General features: G+C 45.3%; 23 protein-coding genes and 1 riboswitch. Of the genes, 10 read left to right on the forward strand and 13 right to left on the reverse strand.

The features are described 5' to 3' along the window. Window positions 1-20 precede the first annotated feature (20 nt). Window positions 21-1,505, reverse strand: a complete 1,485-nt coding sequence (locus HP401_RS02990; protein ID WP_173604010.1) for a lytic polysaccharide monooxygenase — start codon at window positions 1,503-1,505, stop codon at window positions 21-23. A gap of 607 nt (window positions 1,506-2,112) precedes the next feature. On the opposite strand from HP401_RS02990, the gene HP401_RS02995 reads away from it, so the two are divergent. Continuing rightward, window positions 2,113-3,282, forward strand: a complete 1,170-nt coding sequence (locus HP401_RS02995; RefSeq protein ID WP_173604011.1) for a hypothetical protein — start codon at window positions 2,113-2,115, stop codon at window positions 3,280-3,282. 82 nt (window positions 3,283-3,364) lie between these two features. Further along, complete coding sequence (locus HP401_RS03000; RefSeq protein WP_173604012.1) at window positions 3,365-3,979, forward strand: hypothetical protein; 615 nt, start codon at window positions 3,365-3,367, stop codon at window positions 3,977-3,979. A gap of 426 nt (window positions 3,980-4,405) precedes the next feature. On the opposite strand, the gene HP401_RS03005 is transcribed toward HP401_RS03000, so the two are convergent. From HP401_RS03005 to HP401_RS03035, 7 genes are all read right to left on the reverse strand, one after another. Continuing rightward, entirely contained in the window at window positions 4,406-6,115 is a 1,710-nt protein-coding gene (locus HP401_RS03005; protein ID WP_173604013.1) for an adenine deaminase, read from the reverse strand. An 18-nt stretch (window positions 6,116-6,133) separates the two neighbouring features. Beyond that, window positions 6,134-7,195, reverse strand: coding sequence for an ABC transporter ATP-binding protein (locus tag HP401_RS03010; RefSeq protein WP_142497441.1), 1,062 nt, complete (start codon window positions 7,193-7,195; stop codon window positions 6,134-6,136). A gap of 15 nt (window positions 7,196-7,210) precedes the next feature. Beyond that, on the reverse strand, window positions 7,211-7,999 hold the full coding sequence (locus HP401_RS03015) for an ABC transporter permease (RefSeq protein ID WP_142497440.1): 789 nt from the start codon (window positions 7,997-7,999) through the stop codon (window positions 7,211-7,213). Between the two features lie 5 nt (window positions 8,000-8,004). Beyond that, entirely contained in the window at window positions 8,005-8,826 is an 822-nt protein-coding gene (locus HP401_RS03020; RefSeq protein WP_015893850.1) for an ABC transporter permease, read from the reverse strand. A gap of 26 nt (window positions 8,827-8,852) precedes the next feature. Next, window positions 8,853-9,782, reverse strand: a complete 930-nt coding sequence (locus HP401_RS03025; protein WP_142497439.1) for a nucleoside hydrolase — start codon at window positions 9,780-9,782, stop codon at window positions 8,853-8,855. A 98-nt stretch (window positions 9,783-9,880) separates the two neighbouring features. Continuing rightward, window positions 9,881-10,954: an ABC transporter substrate-binding protein gene (locus HP401_RS03030; protein WP_173604014.1), complete on the reverse strand. Its 1,074-nt coding sequence runs from the start codon at window positions 10,952-10,954 to the stop codon at window positions 9,881-9,883. Between the two features lie 197 nt (window positions 10,955-11,151). Beyond that, complete coding sequence (locus HP401_RS03035) at window positions 11,152-11,508, reverse strand: hypothetical protein (RefSeq protein ID WP_015893853.1); 357 nt, start codon at window positions 11,506-11,508, stop codon at window positions 11,152-11,154. Window positions 11,509-11,728: 220 nt separating this feature from the next. Continuing rightward, window positions 11,729-11,830, forward strand: a riboswitch (SAM riboswitch). Window positions 11,831-11,932: 102 nt separating this feature from the next. On the opposite strand from HP401_RS03035, the gene HP401_RS03040 reads away from it, so the two are divergent. The 6 genes from HP401_RS03040 to HP401_RS03065 all read left to right on the forward strand — a co-directional run bounded on the left by HP401_RS03040 (window position 11,933) and on the right by HP401_RS03065 (window position 16,410). Further along, a complete protein-coding gene (locus HP401_RS03040; RefSeq protein ID WP_173604015.1) occupies window positions 11,933-12,763 on the forward strand; it encodes a MetQ/NlpA family ABC transporter substrate-binding protein in 831 nt (276 codons plus the stop codon). 42 nt (window positions 12,764-12,805) lie between these two features. Next, window positions 12,806-13,843 carry a methionine ABC transporter ATP-binding protein gene (locus HP401_RS03045; protein ID WP_015893855.1) on the forward strand — a complete coding sequence of 346 codons (1,038 nt, stop codon included), beginning with the start codon at window positions 12,806-12,808 and terminating at the stop codon, window positions 13,841-13,843. Then, window positions 13,843-14,505, forward strand: coding sequence for a methionine ABC transporter permease (locus HP401_RS03050; RefSeq protein ID WP_015893856.1), 663 nt, complete (start codon window positions 13,843-13,845; stop codon window positions 14,503-14,505). The genes HP401_RS03045 and HP401_RS03050 overlap by 1 nt, the downstream gene beginning before the upstream one ends. A gap of 149 nt (window positions 14,506-14,654) precedes the next feature. Beyond that, entirely contained in the window at window positions 14,655-15,089 is a 435-nt protein-coding gene (locus tag HP401_RS03055; protein ID WP_173604016.1) for a hypothetical protein, read from the forward strand. Continuing rightward, window positions 15,077-15,370, forward strand: a complete 294-nt coding sequence (locus HP401_RS03060; protein ID WP_173604017.1) for a YxcD family protein — start codon at window positions 15,077-15,079, stop codon at window positions 15,368-15,370. Before HP401_RS03055 ends, HP401_RS03060 begins: the two co-directional genes overlap by 13 nt. Before the next feature lie 176 nt (window positions 15,371-15,546). Further along, window positions 15,547-16,410, forward strand: coding sequence for an ABC transporter ATP-binding protein (locus HP401_RS03065; RefSeq protein ID WP_172139473.1), 864 nt, complete (start codon window positions 15,547-15,549; stop codon window positions 16,408-16,410). Window positions 16,411-16,624: 214 nt separating this feature from the next. On the opposite strand, the gene HP401_RS03070 is transcribed toward HP401_RS03065, so the two are convergent. The 5 genes from HP401_RS03070 to HP401_RS03090 all read right to left on the reverse strand — a co-directional run bounded on the left by HP401_RS03070 (window position 16,625) and on the right by HP401_RS03090 (window position 21,379). Next, window positions 16,625-17,614 carry a siderophore ABC transporter substrate-binding protein gene (locus HP401_RS03070; protein WP_041749722.1) on the reverse strand — a complete coding sequence of 330 codons (990 nt, stop codon included), beginning with the start codon at window positions 17,612-17,614 and terminating at the stop codon, window positions 16,625-16,627. Window positions 17,615-17,719: 105 nt separating this feature from the next. Continuing rightward, on the reverse strand, window positions 17,720-18,478 hold the full coding sequence (locus HP401_RS03075; protein WP_015893862.1) for an iron ABC transporter ATP-binding protein: 759 nt from the start codon (window positions 18,476-18,478) through the stop codon (window positions 17,720-17,722). After that, window positions 18,475-19,416, reverse strand: a complete 942-nt coding sequence (locus HP401_RS03080; protein WP_173604018.1) for an iron chelate uptake ABC transporter family permease subunit — start codon at window positions 19,414-19,416, stop codon at window positions 18,475-18,477. The genes HP401_RS03075 and HP401_RS03080 overlap by 4 nt, the downstream gene beginning before the upstream one ends. Then, on the reverse strand, window positions 19,413-20,366 hold the full coding sequence (locus tag HP401_RS03085) for an ABC transporter permease (RefSeq protein ID WP_064200131.1): 954 nt from the start codon (window positions 20,364-20,366) through the stop codon (window positions 19,413-19,415). The genes HP401_RS03080 and HP401_RS03085 overlap by 4 nt, the downstream gene beginning before the upstream one ends. 248 nt (window positions 20,367-20,614) lie before the next feature. After that, complete coding sequence (locus tag HP401_RS03090; protein ID WP_173604019.1) at window positions 20,615-21,379, reverse strand: DUF4097 family beta strand repeat-containing protein; 765 nt, start codon at window positions 21,377-21,379, stop codon at window positions 20,615-20,617. A gap of 199 nt (window positions 21,380-21,578) precedes the next feature. On the opposite strand from HP401_RS03090, the gene HP401_RS03095 reads away from it, so the two are divergent. Then, window positions 21,579-22,253, forward strand: coding sequence for a Crp/Fnr family transcriptional regulator (locus HP401_RS03095; RefSeq protein WP_015893866.1), 675 nt, complete (start codon window positions 21,579-21,581; stop codon window positions 22,251-22,253). An 87-nt stretch (window positions 22,254-22,340) separates the two neighbouring features. Then, window positions 22,341-22,703 carry a carboxymuconolactone decarboxylase family protein gene (locus HP401_RS03100; protein WP_173604020.1) on the forward strand — a complete coding sequence of 121 codons (363 nt, stop codon included), beginning with the start codon at window positions 22,341-22,343 and terminating at the stop codon, window positions 22,701-22,703. Window positions 22,704-22,804: the final 101 nt, after the last annotated feature.

The following is a 22,804-nucleotide window of genomic DNA, read 5'->3' on the forward strand; positions in this document are numbered from 1 at the left end:
TTCACCCGGGCTTTACTACATTATTCAGCCAGCTTCCATACATCGGCTTTCCCTGGCTCTTCGCCCTTGGTCCACCACTTTGCCTTATAAATCTTGTCTTCGTAGTTCACTTCCGCTCCACCATCATACGCTTTGCTGGAATCCCACGACAGTACGACATCGCTTACCAGCTTCCACGCATCGGAACGGTCTGGCTTTTCACCAGTTACCCACCATTTTGCTGCGTATTCCAGTCCCTCATACAAGACGCGGTTGCCCTGTACATACACAGCAGAGGAATCCCACTCAGCGATTTCACCTGGTATTTCAGGCTTTTTCTCCTTTGTGCTTGCAGCAAAAGGTGCGCTCTCTTCGGAAATATTTCCCACTGCATCAACTGCCTTGATCGTATACGTATAAGATGTTCCCGCCGTTAATCCTTTATCGACAAAGGAAGGTTTCTCAACTGTTCCTACGTGGGAGCCATCACGGTAAATCTCGTATTTCACCACACCCACATTGTCGCGAGAAGGACTCCACATGAGGTCGATTTCTGTCTCTGTTGGATGGTGAGTCATGATTCCTGCTGGTGCCGTCGGTGCTTCTGTATCCACGATATCTTCAGCTTTTGTGCGAACGGTAAGTGCTTTGCTCGCGTTAGACTCTTTCCCTTTGCCATCGACTGCCACAATGGTATAGCTGTAAGCCGTAGCAGGCGTCAAATCTTTGTCCGTGTAAGCTGTTTCTCTCGTTGATGCGATGAATTTGCCATCGCGATACACATCGTATTGTTTGATTCCCTCAGATGCCACGGATTTTGTCCAGCTAAGGTTAATGCTTGTAGCTGTTTGTGATACGGAAGTCACATTGTCTGGAACGGTAGGCTTTTCTACGATACCTGTTCCAGGATTAATCAGATTCACATCGATGGCCTGGTAAAAAGCCATGCCTGTATCAGCAATTTCCCAAACAGCCAAAATAATGTGGTAACCGCTACGATCTGTCGGTACATTGCACGTTTGCGTTAACGTGAATGGCGGTCTTTTCCCTCCGTCCTGGAACGAGCAGAACAGTTCCAAATCCGCTCGGGCAAGCGGCTTGTTAGGATTCCAGCCTTTTTTCGTGATGTAATATTTCCACTCCGCTGTACTATGCGGGGCTGTCAGATTCCAAGTAAACGCATTTTGTCCACCCTGCAAGGTAACCTTGGTCCAGCGATCTGCTGTTTGTGCATAAAGCTCAGGATAGCGGCCTCCACCGGTAAATTCACCATCGGCAGGACCAGATTGCGGAAACCCGCCAATACCCTCTACGCTTTGCGGTTCCCACTGGATTTGACCGCAGCCTTTGTTTTGCCCCGTCTTACACAAGTAAGAACGACTCGCTGGCGATTCGATGTACCCGTGAGCCGAGGCTTTCTCAGCGAACACGAGAGTAGCTGCGCCCGCCACCAGCATCATTGCCAGCATGAATAAAAGCGACAGCCCTTTACTGAACAGATTGTTTCTCAACCCTACGTTATCCATTTATTTATCTCCTCTTTTCTGGATTAGGATCGAATACCATGTTACAGAAAAATTTTCCAGTATTACAGATTCTGAATACCTAAACCAAAACCTGCCAAATACCCTAATTCCAGTAAGAAAATAGGAGATTATTCAGGAATGTATACCTATGCATGAAAATTTATATGCTTCTTTCGGGACTTTTTGATCATCTTAGAATAAAGTCAGGCTATATCTCTGTTGATTAGCTATGAATTATGGATCGCTGTTTTCCATCTGTTCGAATTAACTCCTCTTCGGAAAACTTTTTATTCAAATTGCCCCTTCTTATATCTCATTTTGCAAAAATTATTTCTCTTTATTCTTCAAATGATCTATTTCCTTTTTTAATTGATTTATTTGCAACTGTAGATCATTGCTGGAATTACTATTTTTATTAAATATCTTCATGAAAAAACTTGCGATTACCAAAAAAATGCCAATTATCATTATTCCTGTCAATAATAAGATCTCCATATTAGACCCTCCATTTAATTAGCAAATATTTAAAATACAAAATTTGACATTAACAACCAAAATTTGGTAGTATATGGTTAGTTTATAACAATTTAGATTTGGAGTGATATTTTTGAAAAGAAAAACATTATTAAGTTGTGCGTTATCTCTTCTATTATTGGCAAGTTCGTTGGCTTCTCCAGTGTATGCCGGAACCCCAGGTGATGGAGACTACGATAAAAAGAGTAGGTCTGTAGGCGGTGCTACTGCCACTCTTGTGCATGACACTGTCTATAGTGGTTCTGAATGCGGTATGACCGCTAAAGCTGTATATACCGGCACTGCAAATAAAAAAATGGACGCCATGGGTTTTAGCTATGAAGTATATAGTTTATTTAATCAGGAAGATCCATACGACAGCGATGCAGCAAGTGATTCTGACACTTCACGAATAAGTGCCGTTTCCAAAAAAACTGATGGTTTTTGGAAATCAGAAGCAGATTTTGATTATGCGAAAGGCGGGTCAACATGGTCTCCTTCTTCAAGAATATATAATTGTGCAGAGAACCCTGGTGTCAGAGCTAAGTCTCTAGAGTCAGATCAAATTCCTCAACCTCCTTCAGACGACAATATTGATTATTTTATCAATGTTGTAGAAAATTACCAACAACAAACGAATTCAGACAAGAAACGTTCTTTATCTAAATCAGAAAAAACAGATGAACAAGACATAGTAGAACTATTTTTCCGCGATCAGGAACAAAAGTTAAAAGAATACAATGTAAAGCTGTCCGATATTGAGATTGATGGACAACCAAAGGATTTAACAAATATAAAAAACTTTGAAGATCAAGTTACAGGTATTCAATTTGATAATGCCAAAGAATCAAAGTTAATTAAGGTTATCCACTTTAAGGAAATTGAGGCAACTACTGAGGAAAAAACATTCTCGGTTTTACCGTATGCATTTATCGATCAGACAAATAATCGAGTAGACTCAGGTTTTATTACAGAAGAAATTGCTAAAAAAAATACTGAAGAAGAAGAAGAAGAAGAAGAAAACCCCAATTTAAAACTATCTAAGATACCTTCAAAAGCACGCACCGGCGCTTATATTAAATTTGATATGTTTGATGACAAACCAACTAATCAAAAGTATTATTATAGTAAAAATAACGATTGGTGGTATGAAAAGGATTTAGCTGGACATGGTGATACTGTTTGGAAATTAAAACATCGTGGTTCAAAAGAATATTGGTCCTTTACTGCTGCAGGAAAAATTATAAGATACAAAAGTAATTAAAATATGATTTGAAATATAAAAATGAAGTGTCCTTTTAAAATTGGAGACTTCATTTTTATATTAATAAGGAGGCTAAAATTAGATGCAACAAGTGTCTGTTCTTACAGAAGAGGAATTTAAAATACTAAAAAACTACTTTATAGACTTTGACATCATCAACTGCTTTAGTTCAGGAAAATATATATCATTAATCGATAGATACCCTCGCAAGTTAACTTACGAGGAGACCAAAAACACTACTCTTTCCTATTCTAAAGATTGGCCACATTCTTCAAATTTCAAACATGAATACTTACTTAATGAACAAAAATATTTACTTTTATTGAAAATGGCTTATGAACATAACGATAAAAAAAGCGTGTATGTATTCTGTAAAGATTTTATGCATCCTGAATTAAGATGGATAGACTATCTAGATGAAGAAGATAAAGATCTAGCGAGGAACATTATCTCGTTTATTAAAGATAACAAACAGGAAATATTGAAAGTTTCCGATTTGGACATTTTAGCAATACTAACAAAAATGAGTTTAAGAGAAGCCATATATTGTAATTTCTTTTTTGATAGTACTAAATCTGCCCTTATCGGATATTACGAAATGATATTTTTACTATACTGTAAGACTCAAAATACACTAAACGAATATAAAAAAATGGCTACTGCTTGCAATTTATTTACTAGACTTCCGAATATCTAATACTGTTTGAGTCTGTAAAATATTCTGTGTAAACTCTCACCTCTAAACTACAATTAGTCTTAGAAAGATTGGGAGATATATATGATTTTAAATGATCAGATCAAGCAACATGAAGTCTGTAGATGGCGTACGACCACACATCTGCTAACCAATAAAAGAAAGGCTTCATACCCGAAGGGATACTTTGTCTATACCAGCGGGTCAATAGTTCGCTTCATCTTACACCCGCACCGAAAAAGATGTCCTAATTTGGGGGAAGAAACCTTTTCATCAACTCTGCCCTTGATCCCTATTTTTTCTCATAAATAGTGATGCAAATCAAAAAATTGTAAATAAGCCTTCATAACAATTGTCATTAAAACAAGCTACTTGCTTATGATTGATCTCATCAGCAAGTAGCTTCTTTAGTATTTAAACAAGTGTTGTTTACATCAACAACAGCGAAACTATTTTCCCGTCATTTACATCGATCAACCCCATATCCGTTAGCTTCAAGGCTGGACTGACTGGTAAGGAATGCGTGCTAATCGACATGATCGGGTTGTAATGATTGTAACCGAGCGACTCCATGGCACGGCGAAGCTGTTCGACTTCCTTTGCCGTCTTTTCCAATGGTTCCTCTGTCAAAATGCCTCCGACCGGCAAATGAAGGCTCGCGATCACTTTGCCATCCTCTACCACGTAAAAGCCGCCCTGGTTGCGGATGACTTCATTGGCTGCGACCATCATATCGTGCGGATTGTGTCCGACAACCAAGAGATTGTGGTTGTCATGCGAGTAGCTGGTGGCTACCGCACCTCGCTTGATCGTATCGCCGCTGATCAAGCCGTAACCTCGATTGCCGTTTATGCCATAGCGTTCAAAGACGGCAATCAAGCCGTACGGGCTCTCCTCCCACAAGAGTTGCCCTTCCCGTACCTCAGCGATCCCACGGTGATCCTCAGTAAATGTTGAACCGTTTTGAACGAGCATGACCCGACATGGATAGCGATTGTCCGGCACATCTACTGTGACGCGGAAGTCTTGCTCTGTAAGTGGCGATAGCTTGATGCTCTCATAAAAATGTGCAGGAAACTGCTTCTCTTTGACTACTTGTCGGTACTCTTCCTTGGAATCGTAAGCTTTCTTCCCCTTTTTGTAGACGCGCTCGATCTTGAGTTCATGCAGGTCAGACAGCAGCAGGAAGTCCGCTATTTTGCCAGGAGCAATCGCCCCCCGATCCGTCATGTTCATACGTCTGGCTGGGGTAAATGTACTTGCGTAGATCGCGCGTTCTGGCTGCATGCCCATTTGAATGGCTTTTTTCACGATATGGTTCAGATGTCCGCGATTGACCAGAGAATCTGTCATCACATCATCCGTCACAAAGCAAAAATGCTCGGAAACATCTTCTTTGATCAAATAGTCCATGACTTCATCCGTCATCGATTTTTCCTGAATTTCCAGGAACATGCCCGCTGCAATTCTCGCTTCCATGCCCTCGCGCGTCTGATGCGTATGATCAGAGTCCACTCCCGCATAAATAACACGATGCAGATCCAAATCGAGCAATTTCGGGACATGCCCCTCGATGACGAGCTTTGGATACGTCTTGCGGATATGCTCCAGGATGCGATTGGTCTTGCAGTCAGGGTCCTTGATGATGTCTACGTAATTCATGATTTCGCCGAGGCAAATGATCTCTTCGGAACGCAAGAGCTCGTCCATGTCTGCAATCTCGACAGACCCACCTGTCGTTTCCATCGAGGTAGCTGGTACAGAGCTCGGGATCGCGTACAGCATATCAACGACACAATCACGGCTCGCACGAATCATTTCTTTGATCCCTTCGATTCCGAACACATTGGCCATCTCATGCGGCTCTGGTACGATCGTCGTCACTCCGTTTTGAATCAAGCCAAAGGAAAACGTCTCCGGCGTCACCATCGTGCTCTCAATATGCAAGTGAATATCGACCAGACCAGGAATCATGTAGCGGCCTTGTCCGTCCACGATCTCTGCAGCTTCAAATATTTCTGTACTGCGCTCACCAATATAGAAGAATCGTCCATCCAAAACAGCGACGTTTCCTTTGATGAACTTTTTAAAATAGCTGTTAAACACTTGGACGTCTTGAATCAACAAATCGACCTTCACGAAAATAACCTCCTGTCTTTAGTCCACGAGTACCACTTTGTCTTTTGGAAACAGCAGATTGACGTTTAGGCCAGTCTTGTACGGCGTCTCCATCTCTTGATTGACCGTGAAGTCGCCCAGCTCTGTTTCCACGACATATTGATAGCTGCGTCCCAAAAACGTGCTCACCTTTACCGTCCCACGCAAACGGTTCATTCCCGGCTCGGTGCTCTCTTCTGTCGTCACGAGAAGGTCATCTGGTCGCATTGCGCATTTTTTGCCGGACGGATTCGCCGTACCCGGATTTTTGGACGCGGTAAAATGATGGTCACCGACACGCAAGCCAATTTCCCCGTTCTGCTCGGTGCGTTCTGCGAAGTCGATGAAGTTGGTAAAACCAATAAAGCGAGCAATAAACTCGGTCTTCGGATATTTGAAAATTGTGGCTGGATCGTCGAGCTGCTCGATCACACCCTTGTTCATGATCGCCACCTGATCAGAAATGGAGAAGCACTCCTCCTGGTCATGCGATACATACACAGTCGTAATTCCTAGCTCCTGCTGAATGCGACGGATTTCTACGCGCATGTTGATCCGCAGGTTGGCATCGAGGTTACTGAGCGGCTCATCGAACAGCAGCAGGTCAGGCTGAATCACCAATGCACGCGCAATTGCCACGCGCTGTCTTTGACCACCGGACAGCTCCTTCGGGAAACGCTTTTCGTAGCCACCAAGGCTCACGACTTCGAGGATTTGCTGTACCCGGGTCTTTACCTCTGTTTCATTGACCTTGCGTAGGCGCAAACCGAACGCCACGTTATCGAAAACAGAAAGGTGCGGAAACAGTGCATAGCTCTGAAACACAAACCCGAAGTTGCGCTTGTTGACCGGAACGCGCGTATAATCTTTTCCTTCAAACATGAATCGTCCATCTTTTGCTTCCAGAAAACCCGCAATTAGACGCAGCGTCGTCGTCTTTCCGCAACCGCTCGGACCGAGCAAAGAGATAAGCTGTCCTTTTTCGATATTGAGATTGAAGTTTTGCAAAATATATTGATTGTCATAGGCAACCGATACGTTTTCCAGCGTGAGCAATGCCATGAGTTGATGCCTCCGTTATCGTTTTGTAAAGTAGGAAAGCCCCATCAGACGTTCAATGATGAACATGAGAATAGCCGTAAAAATCATGAGCAGCACGGAAATCGCGGCGATCGTCGGATCGAAGTTGTTTTCTACGTACGTCAGCATCTGGATCGGCAGCGTGCTTACCCCTGGTCCCGTCATGAAAACAGAGATATCTACGTTGTTGAACGACTCCAGAAAAGCGATCAGAATCGCAGCAATAATCCCGGAGCGAATATTCGGCAAGACGACTTTGAAAAAGGTTTCGAGGCGACCTGCACCAAGGCTTAACGCCGCTTCTTCAATGGCGAAGTCAAAGTTGGACAAGGAAGATGCAATGACGCGAATGATAAACGGAAGCATCAGCACCGTATGACCGACGAGGAGTCCCGCATAAATCGGCAAATTATATACAACAATGACGTATTTCAGCATGGCAAAGCCCATCACGATACCCGGAATCAGGACAGGTGAGATGAAAACGCCATTCAAGATGCCTTTGCCGCGAAAATCAAAGCGACTGAGCGCATAGGCTGCCGGAATCCCCAACAAGAGCGCCAAGAGATTGCCTAGCAAGGAAACGAACATCGACGTCTTGAACGTCGTCATGAACATTTCTACATGGAATATGTTTTCGTACCACCGCAAGGAAAAACCCTCCGGAGGAAACTTCAAGACGCTACCCGGCTCAAACGACGTAAAGGAAATGATAATGAGCGGCCCTAGCAAAAACAGAAAGACGAGAGAGGTAAACAGGGCCAACCCGCGATTTTTCTCCTGCATAGCTTCTACCCCTTCGGATTTAATTTCGTCGCCAGCTTGTTCATGAAGTAGATGACGACAAATGTAATGACAATCATGATCGTGGCAATGACGGATGCCAAATGCCAGTCATTCAGCGTAATCGCATTTTGATACAGGAACGTGGAGATGACCCGCTGTTTTCCACCTAGCAGGGCAGGCGTGGTGTAGGCGGTCAAGCTTCCGACAAACACGAGAATGCTACCGATGATGAGTCCCGGTACACTAAGCGGCACAATGACTTTCCAGAAGGCAGTCAACTTGGAAGCACCCAAGCTTTCCGCCGCCTTCAGCAAGTCTGGGTCGATGTTTTCCATCACCCCTACCAGCGTAATAATGATCAGCGGCAGGAACAGATGAATCAAACCAATCATCATCGCAGTCGGCGTATACAATATTTCCAACGGCTTATCGATGAGCCCGATTGCAAGCAGCGAGCTGTTCAATAAGCCCTTTTTTCCGAGAATAATCATCCAAGAGAACGACCGCACGACAGAGCTGGTCAGCAAAGGAAAAATCGCCAATGCCAGCAGGATGCCTTTTTTGCGTGGGCCGAGCTTGGAAATGTAGTACGCGGCAGGAAAACCGATCAGAACACACGCAATCGTTGTGACCAGACTGACCTGCAACGTTGTCAGCATAATTTTCAGGAAGTACGCATCGGTAAGAAATTGGAGATAGCCTTGGATCGTAAAGCTACCCTCTTGATAAAAGGTGGACGCAATCGTCATCACGATCGGAATGACCATGAACAGCGTCAAAAACAGCACACCCGGCAACAGCAATAAATAAAGACCCGTTTTTCTCATCTGATTAACTCCTGTTCACGGTATCGTCAGGCTTTCAATGCGCCGAGAAAACGCGCAAAGAACGCATCTGCATCTACGTCCAGACAGACGTTTATGTTCGGTTCTTTTTTCAGGCGGTTTTGAAAGTCGCAAACCGTTTGCCCATCACACAGCTCACTTCTCGTTTCGATATCTACATACAGTTTCTGCGTCTTCACCAGCTTCGGATCGAGTGCGACCGCGACAGCCAACGGATCATGCATGGCGCACGCATAGATGCCATTTCGCTGAAAATAGCGATGAAGGTAATCAGACGTACTCTGTCTCACGTACTCGCCCATCGGGGTATCTCCTAGCCCGCGAATATGCTCCTCATTCAGTAGCACTCTTCGCGTTACATCCAGACCAACCAACGTCAATTGCGGGAATCCGGCATGAAATACGACCTTCGCTGCCTCTGGATCGACGTACATGTTATATTCCGCAACTGGCGTCACATTGCCATGCTCGCGGACCACTCCACCCATGAAAATAACTTCCTTGACGTGTTGAACAAGCTCCGGACATTTTTTCACCGCCAAAGCCAAATTGGTCAGCGGCCCCGTCATGACGAGCGTAATTTCTCCAGAATGAGCGAGTACGTTTTCCACAATGAAATCAGGGGCAAAGCCAGCAGTCGGTTCCTTGTAAATCGGAACTCCGGCAAGGGCACCGCCCAAACCATCCTCACCATGTACGGCATGCTCGAAAAACAACGGCCGCAATAACGGTTTAGACGCTCCACAGATGACAGGGATTTGCTCGCCGACTTGCAGGAAATCAAGAATTTTGCACGTGTTTTCCGTGGCTTTTCGCAGCGACACGTTGCCATTCACCGTAGTAATGCCAACTAAATCGAATTGCCCGCTTTTCACAGCGAGAATAATGCCAAGCGCATCGTCAATGCCCGTATCGACGTCAAGAATGATCTTTTTCACAAGTGGTCCTCCTCACGTTCATACAAATTCCTATACGTTGAAAAACGAGGGTATATCCGAATTGTCTATACCCTCGCCCATTGTTTTTCTATCGTACGTTATTGCGTGATTTCACGATTCCAACGGTCAATCCATGCTTTGGAGTGCTCGTTTACGAATTTCATGTCCAGCTTTTTCAGCTTGCTTACGGTTTCTTCCCCGTACGTTACACCTTTTGCTTCTTCTTCTGTCAGTTGAACGGTCTTGTTTACAGGGGAATCGATTTTCGCTTTTGCTGTTTTCTCCTGAACCTCTTTGCTCAGTTGATAGTTGATGAAGTCTTCTGCGAGTGCTTTGTTCTTCGAGCCTTTTACGATGTTAACCGTATTCATAACCGCATATCCGCCACTTGCAGGTTGTACGAAAACAGCTTCTGGAACAGCGGCTTTGATGTCTTTGAAGTACATTTCCATGATCGGTCCTACGCCGATTTCTTCTTGTCCAAACATGTTCACGTATTCGGAGGTCTTATCGTAGAACTTCACGACATTTTTGTTGACTTCTTTCATTTTTGCGAAGGCTTGATCCTCGTTAAATTCCTTGCTGCCCGCGACCGCAGACGCACTGTCGAGAACCATCGGGCCAGTTGTGGACGTAATGCTTGGCAGTGTCAGCTTGCCTGTCAGCTCTGGGTTCCACAGATCTTTCCAATCCTTGATCTCGGTTTTTACGAGCTTTGGATTGTAGGCAATCCCGAATTGGCCAATCGTGTAAGCTGGACCGTACTCCTCGCCCAGTGGTGCTTTGGCGATGTCGTAGATTTGATCCAGGTTCGGGATGCGGCTGCGGTCGATTTTTTCAAATGCGCCACTCTCAATCCCTTGCTGTGCATAGTAGTCAGAGAGGTAGATCAAGTCTACATCGGAGCTTCCTTGGCGGACCTTGTTCAGACGCTCTGCGTTGTTCCCGATTTCCAGCACGATTTTCACGTTATGTTCTTTTTCAAACGGCTCATATACTTCTTTGCGGAAAAAGTCTTCGGAGAAGCCCCATGTGGAGATGACCAGCTTTTGTGGCTCGCCCTTTGCTTCGCCGCCAGCTCCCCCCACTTTTGGTTGATCATTGCTGCCACAGCCAGCGAGTGCCAGTGACATCATAGAAAAAGACAGGATTCCAGCAAGTAATTTCTTCATTGTAATTCTCCTCCAGTTGGGTTCATTTGATGACAAAATATGGTGATACAATAAAAAGAAAAGTACCCTTGATTAGAACGTATCATTCTAAACAAGAGCACTTTCCTTCGTAAACAAAGAGAAGTGACACCCGTTTTTACGCAAAGTCTACGGTCTCCCCTTAAGATAGATCAAAAGAGAAAATCCGAACGATTGCGTCAGGTATTCAGTTCTGATTCAGCTAAAATAACATTCGTGATCGCCCACTGCGTAGGCGCATCATAGTCCCTGAGCACGGCTTCCAACGGCAATCCCATCTCTTCTTCCAGTCGTTCTCTCAGTCTCTTCTTATAAAGAAGGGACATGCGAAAATCGACTTCGAGCTTGAGGGCCGGTGCTTCTCCTTCCAACGCTTGTGAGCGCGGAGAGCGGCGATGCTTAGCTTGGAACGTAATCATCTGATTTTCAATCGTGACTCGGAGCAAAGTCGTTCCAAATCCGAACAACTCTTTTGCTATCTCATTATAGATGGCAGACAGCTTTTTTCTAGTTTCATTGGAGTCCACGAGAGTCATGTCATCACCTGCGATAGCTGGCATCGGGTTCATTCGTTCTCATTATACATATGATTTTTTCATTCTTCAATAGAATATTCGTATTTAGATCAATTTCACATTTTTCCACCAAGTCATTCGTTTGCAAAAACTGTTGACACCGAAAAAATCAGTCGTTATAATCCAACTATCCAAATAAGAATTAACAACAATGTTTGGAATGATAATTTCATAGCACATTCTCTTATGAAGAGAGGTTGAGGGACTGGCCCTATGACACCTCGGCAACCTATCGCAAACGATACGGTGCCAAATCCAGCGGAATTATTCCGACAGATAAGAGAGGTATTGTTGCAGTGTGGTTACATACTTGCAGTTTTCGCCTCTTCTGTCGGAAGAGGCTTTTTTCTTTTCCATCTTACATCCAGAGAAAAGGGGTATTTTCATGAAAAAAACTGGTCTACTGCTCACTACACTACTGCTCGCTGCATCGCTCGTAACGGCTTGCGGGGGCAACCAAGAAGCTGCGCCTGCTAACGGCGGCACTGTTGCTGAACAAACCTCACTCAAAGTGGGGGTCACTGGCGGCCCACACGAAGAGATTCTCAACAAAGTAAAAGAAGTCGCCAAAGGCAAAGGGCTCGACGTCGAAGTCATCGTTTTCAACGATTACGTACAGCCAAACCAAGCTCTCGACAAAGGAAATCTCGATGTAAACAGCTTCCAAACCATCCCGTTCTTGGCGAAGTTCAATCAAGATCACAAAACAAAGATCGTCGAGGTCGGAAAAACCGTGACGTACCCGATGGGCCTGTACTCCACCAAGCATAAAAAAGTCGAGGACATCCCGGCAGGCGGCGTTGTCGGCATTCAAAATGACCCGACCAACCGAGCACGCGCCTTGCTGCTCTATCAGGCAGCTGGCTTGATTAAGCTCAAGGATGGCGTGGGTGACACTGCAACACCACTGGACATCGTGGAAAATCCGAAAAATTTGCAATTCAAAGAGCTCGAGGCTGCTTTCCTGGCACGCTCGCTGAGCAACGTAGAGGTTGCTTCGATTAACACGAACTTCGCGATGGAAGCTGGCTACTCCCCGAAAAAAGACGCGATCTTCGCTGAGACGGCTGACTCTCCATACGTAAACATCTTGGCAGTCAACGAAACCAACAAAGACAACCCAGCCGTCAAAAAGCTGGTGGACATCTACCGCTCGGAAGAAGTGAAAAAATTCATCGACGAACGCTTTGAAGGAGCTGTACTGCCGTCCTGGTAAGATCGAAGCCAGGAACATCAAGAACAACAAGGAGAACTCGTTATGATACAGCTAACCGATATTCATAAGTCGTATCAAGTAGGAAACAAGCAGGTAGAAGCATTGAAGGGCGTATCCCTGCAGGTGGAAAAAGGGCAAATCTACGGGGTGATCGGCTTTAGCGGAGCGGGGAAAAGTACCCTGCTCCGTACCATCAACCTATTGGAGAAGCCGACCAGCGGTTCTGTGATCGTCAATGGCCAGAACATGCTGACCCTCAAGGAAAAAGAACTGCGGCAAGCTCGCAAAAAGATCGGGATTATTTTTCAACACTTCAACCTGCTCTCTTCCTATAATGTCTTTGACAATGTGGCGGAAATCTTGCGGATGAATCGCGTCCCCAAAGATGTCATAAAGCGCAAGGTAGAAGACCTTCTCGGCTTGGTTGGCTTGTCTGATAAAGCAAACGCTTATCCTTCTCAGCTATCCGGTGGACAAAAGCAACGGGTGGGCATCGCTCGTGCACTTGCGACCGATCCGGAAATTCTGCTCTGTGACGAAGCGACTTCCGCTCTCGACCCGCAAACAACCGAATCCATTCTGGAGCTATTGCTCGACATCAATCGAAAGTTCAACCTGACCATCGTGCTGATTACCCATGAAATGCAGGTCATTAAGAAAATCTGCGACCAAGTAGCCATCATGGAAAACGGCGTCGTCATCGAGCAAGGCTCTGTTCTGGATGTGTTCAGCAATCCGCAAGAGCAAACGACCCGTAATTTTATCAAAACGGTTTTTGATGATCAGGTACCACAGGAGATTTTGTCCAAGATAAAAGAATCCGGACCCGTTTCCAAAATTGTTCGCGTTGCTTTTCGCGGAGATGCCGCTCTCGATCCTGTTCTAGGCACCTTGTCCGCACGCTTTCCGATTAGCACCAATCTGTTATACGGCTCAATTACGACCATTAAGGGAACGGCGCTCGGCATTTTGCTTTTGCACATTTCTGGTGAAGACCAGCCCATTCAAGATGGCATTCGCTTCTTGCGCGAATCCGTCTACCGCGTAGATATTGTGTCACCAGAGGAGGTGCGGAGCTAATGGAGCGTTTGATTGAAATGATTCCGGTATTCGGGCAATCCCTGCAAGAGACCGTCATCATGGTTGGGTTTTCCTTGTTCATTGCGACACTGATCGGGATTCCGCTCGGGATTTTGTTGGTCATCACACAGGCGAACCACCTTTTTCCGAACAAAATCATTTATCACACCTTGAATACGATCATCAACATTGTGCGTTCGTTGCCTTTTATTATCCTGATGGTTGCAATCATTCCTTTTACAGAGTTGATCGTGGGCACATCGATTGGGATTGAAGGAGCCATTGTGCCGCTCATCGTCTATACGGCGCCTTACATCTCACGCCTGATGGAGACGGCCCTGCATGACGTAGATCGCGGCGTGATCGAAGCGTACCAAGCGATGGGTGCATCCCGGACGCAGATTATTTTTCGCATCATGCTGCGTGAAGCACGGCCTGGCATCGTCCTCTGCCTGACGATCGCGACCATCGGTTTGATCGGTGCTACTGCAATGGCAGGCGCAGTTGGTGCCGGCGGACTGGGCGATCTCGCCTTGCGCTACGGCTACCAGCAATGGGACATCGAAGTCATGATCATTACCGTCATTATCCTCGTCGTCTTGGTCCAGCTCATTCAATCGTTGGGTAACTGGGCAGCCCGAAAACTGAAAAAGAGCGCGTAAATCGAAGAACCCCTGACGAGATCGCTTGTCAGGGGCTTTTTTGTAGGTATTTAAACCGATCGTCACTGAAAGTGCATTGGAATTTCGTTCGATATTCATGTAGACTTATATGTACAAGTCATTCAAATGAGAGGTGCTACTCAAATAACATGAAAAAACTCATCATGATGTTGGTTGCCGTAATGCTCGTACTCGCTCCGGCCGGAGGATTCATTGATCACGCCGACGCGAAAGGCTATAAGTCCGGGAAAAAATCTTTTAACTCTAATACGACACCTACCAATACACAAACACCCAACAAAGCCGATTCAAATGTAAACGCAACAACCAATAAAGGTACGACAACAACTCCTGCTGCTACCGCAAGCAAAAGCGGCGGATTCATGAAAGGTCTCATGATTGGTGGTCTGGCTGGTTTGCTGTTCGGATCCCTATTCGGTGACATGGGTATCCTGGGCTCCATCCTTGGCTTCATGATCAACCTGATGGCGATTCTCGCAGTGATTATCCTGATCCGCAAAGCGTTCGTCTACTTCAAAAACAAGCGTGAGAAAGAACAGGAACTGAACGCATGGAAAAGATAACTTTTTCTGAACAAGATATCATTAACGCGATTTGCATTCATGCAGCTTTCAAAAAGCAGTTGAAGCCACAAGACATCTCCGTCGAGCTGATGTGGGACGAGGAGTATGGCTTCTCTGCTGAAGTACACTGGATGGATCGCCAACAAATCTTCGTCGAGATTAACATGATTGAAGCGATTCGCTACTACCTGGATACCCAGATGCAGCGCAACCCTTATTCGGCCGGTATCGAGCTGGTATTGGACGACGATGAAGGGATTATCGCCCATATCACCTACTAACACTGGATAATCATTTATTAACCCAAGGCCAATTTGTTCACGCATGTGAGCAGGTTGGCTTTTTCATATTGAATTTGACCTCATTCCGTTATATACTTTATCTTAGTGAAAATGATTATCATTGTCTTTGTTTACACATACATGTACATACTTTCCTAAAAAGGAGTTGGCCCATTGTGGAGCGCTTATACACGCAAAAGCTGGACATCGGATACGGTGAGCTTTCCATTGTCAAAGACTTGAACATCAGCATTCCTTCTGGAAAAATCACTGCCCTAGTTGGTGCAAACGGTTCTGGTAAATCGACGATCCTCAAAACTCTCGCGCGGATTATGAAACCAACCGGCGGACAAGTATTTTTGGACGGAAAGTCGATCCATCAGCAATCGACCAAGGAAGTCGCCAAGCAACTCGCGATTTTGCCGCAAAACCCAACCGCACCCGATGGCTTGACCGTGTCTGAGCTCGTTACCTATGGCCGCTTCCCCCATCAAAAAGGCTTCGGCTCTTTGACCAAGGAAGACAAGGAGATCATAAACTGGGCTATCTCCATGACCGGCATGGCAGATTTCCATGATCGTCCGGTTGACCAGCTATCCGGCGGTCAGCGCCAGCGCGCCTGGATTGCGATGGCACTGGCGCAAGGAACAGACATCCTGTTCCTTGATGAGCCTACGACCTTCCTGGATATGGCTCACCAGCTGGAAGTTCTCAAGCTCTTGCAAAAGCTGAATGACGAAGAAAATCGTACGATCGTTATGGTCGTCCACGATTTGAACCACGCAACCCGTTATGCACAGCACATGGTTGCCATCTCTCGCGGTACCGTCGTCGCTGAGGGAAGCCCTGCTGAAGTCATGACGCCTGAGATGCTGCGCAAGGTATTCAACATCGAAGCAGACATCCTGATTGATCCTCGCACAGGTGTACCGCTCTGCCTCCCATATGAGCTGTGTCATGCTGTGGATCAAAAACAAGCAAACGAAAACACAACCCAACCCGTTTACACGGAAGAGCGCAAGCTGGTTGGAGCCAGATAACCATTAGATTCCGCAAACAAAAAGCCGGTTTTCACCACGTTTTACGGTGTAACCGGCCTGCTTTATTGGTTGAACAAATAAGAGGAATGTTACAGGAGTTTGCCAAGCGGGAGCCCCGAGTATAAATGAATCAGCACATTCTATAAAATGAAAAGGCGACAGCCCCGGGAATGTCTTACTCCCTTGGGCTGTCGCCACTTTCTTTTCTAGCCTCTTACCACTTCACTTCTTTCAGAACTTCTTCTGCCATGCCAGCGGTGGATTCCAATCCGCCACCAGACAAGTACCAGTTGCTAGAATCCAGGTAAATGATGTTGCCAGTTTTGAATGCTTTCGTGTTCTTAATCAGATCGTTTTCTACTGTTTGCTGTGTAGAAGTAGACACTTCTTTATTCTTGGAAATCGCGTTACCACGATCAATTACGAACAGGTAGTCTGGATCTTTTTCCGCGATATATTCAAAGGAAACGCTTTGACCATGATTTTCTACCGAAATGTTTTTGTCTACAGGCGTAAATCCAAATTCACCGTGCAGGATACCAAAACGGGAACCAGCGCCGTAAGCGTTCAGCTTGCCTTCGTTAACCATAACGATCAGAGCAGTTTTACCGCTTGCCGTTGCTTTTGCATTCAATTCTTTGATAGATGCATCGATTTTGCCCAGCTCTTCTTCTACTTGCGCTTCTTTACCGAAGATGGTACCCAATGTTTTCATGTTCTCTTTGAAAGATTCCATGTACTTCGCATTGTCTACACCCATGAAGATGGTTGGAGCAATTTTGTTCAGCTCTTCGTAAGCATCTTGTTGACGACCAGAAATGAAGATGACATCCGGTTTCAATGCATTGATTTTTTCAAAGTCTGGCTCTTTCAAACCACCAACGTTTGTGTATTTCGCATCTTTGAACTTTTCCAGGTACGCAGGAATGCTAGTAGACTGTGCAACCCCCGCTACTTCAACACCCAATTTGTCCAAGGAATCCAGAACACCGAAGTCAAATGCTACAACCGTTTTTGGATTCTTTTTCAGTTTTGCTTCACCTAATTTATGCTTGATCGTAACTTCTTCGGATGTTTGTGCCGCTTCAGGTGCTTTGGTTGCGTCCGTCGCAGATGTTGCAGGAGCAGCGTTATTGGAGCCGCATGCAGCCGTGAATACAGCCAACAGTACTGCCATAAATAGCATGAGTAATTTTTTGTTCACTTTCTCTCACCTCTATATAGAATGTAAAAGTATATAAAATTATTGACAGCTTGCTGATGAAACCCCCGGCAGGCCATCAAAATTTTAACGATAGGAAGATGGGGCTTACGCGAAATAGACACAGATTTTATTTTCTTCAATGTCTTCAATACGGATATCCATGTCATAGACATCTTTCAAGATCGGTTGGGTGATGATCTCGTCTGTAGTGCCTTCCTTCACGACCTTTCCATCCTTGAGAGCGACGATATAATCCGAATAGACGGAAGCAAAGTTGATATCGTGAATGACAATGACAACCGTTTTGCCCTTTTCGTCTACCAGACGTCGCAGCACTTTCATGATCTGGACGGAATGCTTCATATCCAAATTGTTGAGCGGCTCATCCAAGAGGACGTATTCCGTATTTTGAGCGACAACCATCGCGATGTAAGCGCGTTGACGCTGACCGCCACTCAACTGGTCGAGGTACTTGTGTTGAATGTCCGTGAGCTCCAAATACTGGATAGCCTCGTCTACATACTTCCAATCCTCTTTTGTCAAATTTCCTTGTGAATACGGGAAGCGACCAAAGCTGACCAGCTCACGAATCGTCAACCGCACCGTTATGTGGTTCGATTGCTTGAGAATCGAGATTTTCTTTGCCAGCTCACTACTCTTTGTCTGCCCAATCTCCTGACCCTCAATGAAAACCTCGCCTTGATCCTTGGTCAATAGGCGACTAATCATCGACAGCAGCGTACTCTTTCCGGCTCCATTGGGTCCGATAAAGGACGTGATTTTCCCCTTGGCAATCTTCACAGAGACGTTTTCCACGACATTTTTGCTACCATACTGTTTTGTGACATTCCGGACTTCTATCACGCTTTATTCTCCTTTAACAGAAGATAGATGAAGTAAACCCCACCAATAAAGTTGACGATGACACTAAGCGTCGTGGAGAACGCAAGTACACGCTCCACAATCAACAAACCGCCAACCAGTGCAATCACACTGATTAAAGCCGAGCCCACCAGCAAGTATTTATGCTGATAGGTTTTCATAAACTGATGGGCGAGATTCGCTACCAACAGTCCAAGGAAGGTAATTGGTCCAACAAGCGCTGTTGCAATCGATACGAGAATGGCAATGATGACGAGGAACCGTTTGATGACAAAATCGTACGGAATCCCCAAATTGATCGCCTGATCTCGACCGAGTGATAACACATCCAAGTACTTGATGTATCGCCAGAAGTAAATCATGATTCCGATGACCAGAGCAAAGCTCGTAATCAACAGGTCTGTTTTTACATTGTTGAAGCTGGCGAACATTCGGTCTTGCACAACCAAAAACTCATTCGGATCAATCAACACTTGCATGAACGTGGACAAACTGCTGAACAATGTGCCCAAGATCAATCCGATGAGAAGCAGGAAGTAAATGTTTTGCCCTTCCCTCTTAAACAGGAATTTGTAGAGCAAGCCTGCGAAAAGCACCATCCCACCTGTCGAGATCAGAAAGTTCACGTTGTTGTTCATCAAGGTGAAATGGGTGGAGCCAAAAACAAAGATCACAAATGTTTGGATGAACATATAGAGCGAATCAAGGCCGATGATGCTAGGCGTCAAGATTCGGTTGTTCGTGATGGTCTGGAAGATCATCGTTGAGAAGGCGATGATGCAACCGGTTAAAATAATGGCAAGAATTTTCTTAGCCCGCCGAGGAAGGACGTAATCCCAGTTGCCACCGGCGTCAATCAACATAAAAATGGCTATCAAAGCAATGGCCACAATCGACAGGGCAGCTATCTTCGCTTTCATTGTTCATATGCCTTTCTTCTCATGAGTAAGTACACGAATATCCCGCTGCCTATGACCCCAACCATCAAGCCGATAGAAATCTCGTATGGGAAGATGATGAGGCGTCCCAGGATATCACATGCAAGTACAAACACCGCGCCAAGCAAAGCGGTATGAGATAAGCTTTTTTTCAGGTTATCTCCCAAGTAGATCGTAACCAGGTTGGGAATGATCAGCCCCAAAAACGGGATTGTCCCTACTGTGAGAATAACTACCGAAGTCACACAAGCGACAATGACCAGTCCAATGTTGACGACATGCTTGTAGTTCAACCCGAGGTTGATGGCAAACTCTTCACCCATTCCGGCAATAGTGAACTTGTTCGCATACAAGTAAGCGATAATCACCAGCGGAATGCTTATGTACAAAAGCTCGTAGCTGCCTTTCATAATGGTGGAGAAATCTCCATGCAACCAAGCAGACATGTTTTGCATCAGGTCATGCTTATAAGCGAAAAACGTCGTGATGGATCCGACGATGTTTCCAAACATTAGTCCCACTAACGGGATGAAAATGGAGTCTTTAAATTTGATTCGTTCGAGAATCTTCATAAAGACAAAGGTTCCCAAGAGAGCAAATGCAAAAGCAACGAGTAGCTTCACCCAAGAGCTCGCATCAGCGAATACCAAGAGTGAAACCAATATTCCGAAGCGAACGGAGTCCTCTGTCCCTGCTGTCGTCGGAGAAACGAACTTGTTTCGGGTCAGCTGCTGCATGATCAATCCGGCGATACTCATGCTGACCCCTGCAATGATAATACTAATCAAACGCGGAATTCGGCTAATCCACAGTACTTGCACTTTGTCATCTGTGAGATTAAACAGATCCCACGGGGATATATCTTTCACGCCAATAAAAAGTGAAACGAACGATAGCAAAATAAGTGCTACAACCAAATATCTCTTTTTCATCGCGTCCCTACTCTTCTTACTTTTTCATGGAGTAATGTTCCGTATTGACTCGAGCATTTACCGGAGAGAATAATTCTCATAATCATTAATAAAGAGATTCATTCTCAATTAGAACTACATTTGTTATATTAGCACTTCTTTATCGGAAGGGGAAGCTTTTTTTCATTAGTCGGCTAATTTCTTCCTCAACCTGTCAAGATACCGCCACAACAAGAAAACCGCCAGGGCAAAAACCCTGACGGTCCTGATTATTTGGATGTGTACGAGCCTGTTACGTTTTGAACGAGTCGATCTCCGCTCCCGTCACTCTCAATCAGCACATTTCCTTCGACTGTATCAATGACAATATCACCGCTTTGGTCCGATATCGTAACATCACCCTTATGCTTCCTAATATACATATCACCGGATTGATCGTGAATCGCTACGTTTCCACCCGTATTTTCCATGACGATCTCACCTGAATCGTCTTCGATCAGTTTGAGGGCTGACGCGTCCTTGATCTTGATATCACCGGACTGGTCACGAATCTCTACCTCTCCGTTCGTATTCGTTAATCGAATATCACCAGAGTCATCCTCAATCGTGAGCTTTCCTGTTAGATTCGTCATGTCAATATCTCCTGATCCATCGGTAAGGGCTATCGGTAGCTTGGCAGGAACAATTACCGTTATCGTCATATCCACATAGTTAAAACCGATATCTGTGTTCACTTCGGATCGTAGTGTTGCCTTATTCCCATCCTTCTCGAGTGTAAGGATGATTTCTTCGGGTTTGACATTTTTCGATTTGATTTCAGCCTCTACATGAATCGCGGTTGCTTTTTCATCACCTTTGACGACCAAATCGCCCGAATCGGTCACAATATTCAACGCCTCGATGGACTCCGCAGGCAATTCAAGCTGTCTTTTTTCTTCTTCAATCTTGATCACGTTATTGTTGATCGTGCAGCCAGCCACGCCGATTCCCACAGCAATTAGGCCAACCCCTATCCACCGTTTCATTTGTTTCATCTGTTTCCCCTCGATACTTGGTTATTTTTACAAGATAAGTTCTATAACATCGTAGCAAAACTGCGTAAAAGGGAAATCAGGCTACAGGGTTGTTCTCTCGTCAGTCCGCAGACGGATATTCCATTGTAGAGATCCCGTCTTTTCCCTACACTACAAGTAAGCATATTTCTCTAATTGAGTTGTCGCGGAGGGTAAAACAATGGACTTGAATCGAATCCAACTTGTGACGAATGCTTTTCCGTGCTTTTCCTTTGTTCCAGAAGCCGCATGGCGCCATCCTGACATAACAGTGGAACGCTTTTCTCCCCAGCTTACGATGCAGCAGGGTCATCTGTTTGCCCATGCCGCTTTTGTATTGTCAGGCAAGGTCCGCATCTATATCATCAGCGAGTCAGGACGTGAGGTTACGTTATATCGGGTACAACGCGGGGGAGTCTGCGTCCTCATGATGGCCAGTATTTTAGGTGAGACGGGCTATGAAGCATCCGCACAGCTAGAAGAGGAAACCGAGCTGCTGCTTTTGCCTGTAGATGTTTTCAAAGACTGGATGGATCACTATAAGGACTTGCGTCAGTTTATTTACCGGAACATGATCAACCGAATGGTCTCCGTCACATCTCTGGTCGAGGATATCGCGTTTAAACCGATCAACGCCCGCATCGCCGAATTATTGCTCCGTCGTACCACAGATTCTCACAATCATCTTTCCATCACCCATGAAGCGATTGCCATAGAACTCGGAACTGCCCGAGAGGTAATCAGTCGGTCACTCAAGGAGTTTGAAAAAGCCGGGTGGCTTCAGTTAGGCCGAGGCCGAATCACAGCTATTCGCCGTGATGCCCTCCAGGAAAAACTTTTTCCTAGTGATTGGTGAGATTGGTGAGTAAGTTACAGAAGCAACCATTTTCTCTCTCTACAATAAAGTCGTAGTGACTACCCATGAAAAGGGAGAGGATGTTTCATGTCAAAAGCACGTTCGTATTATGAATCAACAAATTTGTCGCATATCCCAGAATTGATGAAATTGGCGCCTGACGCTGCCGCTTCTTATTTTTCTTTCGAGCGGCAAATCTACCAGCAATCCCACCAGCTTCCGGTCAAAACGAAAGAGTTGATTGCCATTGTGGTCGCTCACGTGACTGGCTGCCCTTATTGCATCGATGTTCACGTCAAAAAGTATAAAGAACTGGGCGGCACCATGGAGGAAATTATGGAGGCTCTACTCGTTGCCGCAGTGACACGTTCCGGTGCTATCTTAAGTCATGGGGTCAATGCCTTGCTCGCCTATCATGATGCTCCTGGCAAGCCAGATTGCTTTTGCTAACCGAATACATGACCCATCTGGAAAAGCTAAACAAACGAATCCAGTTTCATCAAAACTGGAATTCGTTTGTTTTTTTGTATGTTTGCACACTTTTTATGATC

The organism is Brevibacillus sp. HB2.2, assembly GCF_013284275.1.
Classification (GTDB): Bacteria; Bacillota; Bacilli; order Brevibacillales; family Brevibacillaceae; genus Brevibacillus; species Brevibacillus brevis_D.